Below are 1,541 nucleotides of genomic sequence, written 5' to 3' on the forward strand. Positions count from 1 at the left end.
GACCGGTCGATCGTGCGCAGTGCGTGCTCGAGGGCCCCCTCGCTGCGGCCCGGAGCTCGTCGGCGCACGCCGTCGGCGTCGCCGTGGACGAGCGAGAAGTCGTCGCCGTGGCGCAACGCGAGTACGCCGAGTGCGCCTGTCGCGAGGATCGCGAGGTCCTTCTTCGTCTTCTCGTCGCGTGCGAGCGCCGACATCGAGCGGCCCGTGTCGACCACGAAGAGGATCGTGTGCATGCGCATCGCACGGTGACGTTTGACCAGGGGAGTGCCCAGCCGCGCGGTCGCTCGCCAGTCGATGTCGCGCACCTGATCGCCGTACTCGTACTTGCGCAGGTCCTCGAAGTCGAGGCTGCGCCCGTGCAGCAGCGACGCGTAGGCGCCGTCGAGCGCGTGCAGCGACTTGCGCGACGAGTGGATGAAGAGCTTGCTCTTCACCTGGGCGATCAGGCTGGGCATGGGAGAGTCAGGGGGTCGGCACGGAGGCGAAGATCTGGTCGATGATCTCTTCGCTGCGGATGCCCTCGGCGTCGGCCTCGAACGTCAGCAGCACGCGGTGGCGCAGCACGAGGTGGCGGAGGGAGCGGATGTCTTCGGGCAGCACGTGTGCGCGGCCGTTGAGCAGCGCCAATGCGCGCGATGCCTGCAGGAAGGCGATGCTCGCGCGGGGGCTCGCACCGTACTTGATGTACCGGGCGCGCTCCTCGCCGATGTACGGCGCGGGGTTCCGGGTGACGTACGCGATCGAGACGATGTAGTTGCGGATCGCCGGGTCTACGTACACGCGACTCGCCACGTCCTGCAGCAGACGCACGTCGTCGAGAGTGATCGCGCTCGAGACGTGACGGTCGGGATCGAGCACGCCCGAGTCGATGCGTCCGAGGATCTCGAACTCCTCGGCGGGGCTCGGGTACTCGACGATCTCCTTGAGCAGGAAGCGGTCCATCTGCGCCTCGGGCAGCTCGTATGTGCCCTCCTGCTCGATGGGGTTCTGGGTCGCGATGACCAGGAACGGCTGGGGCAGGTGGTGCACCTCGCCGCCGATCGTGGTCTGGTGCTCCTGCATCGCCTCGAGCATGGCGCTCTGGGTCTTGGCGCTCGACCGGTTGATCTCGTCGAGCAGCACGAAATTCGCGTGCACGGGGCCGAGCACCGTGCGGAACGACCCGGTCGCGGCGTCGTAGATCTGGTTGCCGGTGATGTCGCTGGGCAGCAGGTCGGGCGTGCACTGGATGCGCTTGAACTGCGCCTTCACGGTGTCGGCGAGCGTGCTCGCGGCCGTGGTCTTGGCGAGGCCCGGCACGCTCTCGAGCAGGATGTGGCCGCCGGCGATCAGCGAGATCAGCAGGCTCATGCGCAGGCGCTCCTGGCCGACCATCTTCGCGGAGTAGGCATCGGAGACGGTCTTCAGCACCTCGCTCGCGCGGCGCATCTCGGCGTCGGTGGGAGCGGCGGAGTTCTTGGGCGCCGGGGTCGATGCCGACGATGCTGTCGCGGATGCCTCGGCCCGGGTCGCGGGAGGAGCCGGCGGGGCGGGCGGACCCG

Annotated in this window: 2 protein-coding genes; both read right to left on the minus strand. The window is 68.8% G+C overall.

Annotated elements, in window-relative coordinates; all coding sequences use genetic code 11:
• The coding region (locus RTM68_RS17105; protein ID WP_312173260.1) for a DUF58 domain-containing protein at positions 1-455 on the minus strand (455 nt) is incomplete at its 3' end.
• A 7-nt stretch (positions 456-462) separates the two neighbouring features.
• Positions 463-1,428, minus strand: a complete 966-nt coding sequence (locus RTM68_RS17110; RefSeq protein ID WP_194764514.1) for a MoxR family ATPase — start codon at positions 1,426-1,428, stop codon at positions 463-465.
• Between the last annotated feature and the right edge of the window lie 113 nt (positions 1,429-1,541).

It is taken from the genome of Microbacterium sp., from assembly GCF_031988965.1.
Lineage (GTDB): Bacteria > Actinomycetota > Actinomycetes > Actinomycetales > Microbacteriaceae > Microbacterium.

Coding starts and splice junctions, on each gene's coding strand:
- RTM68_RS17110 (WP_194764514.1), bottom strand. CDS start 1,428: ATGCGCCGCGCGAGCGAGGTGCTGAAGACCGTCTCCGATGCCTACTCC.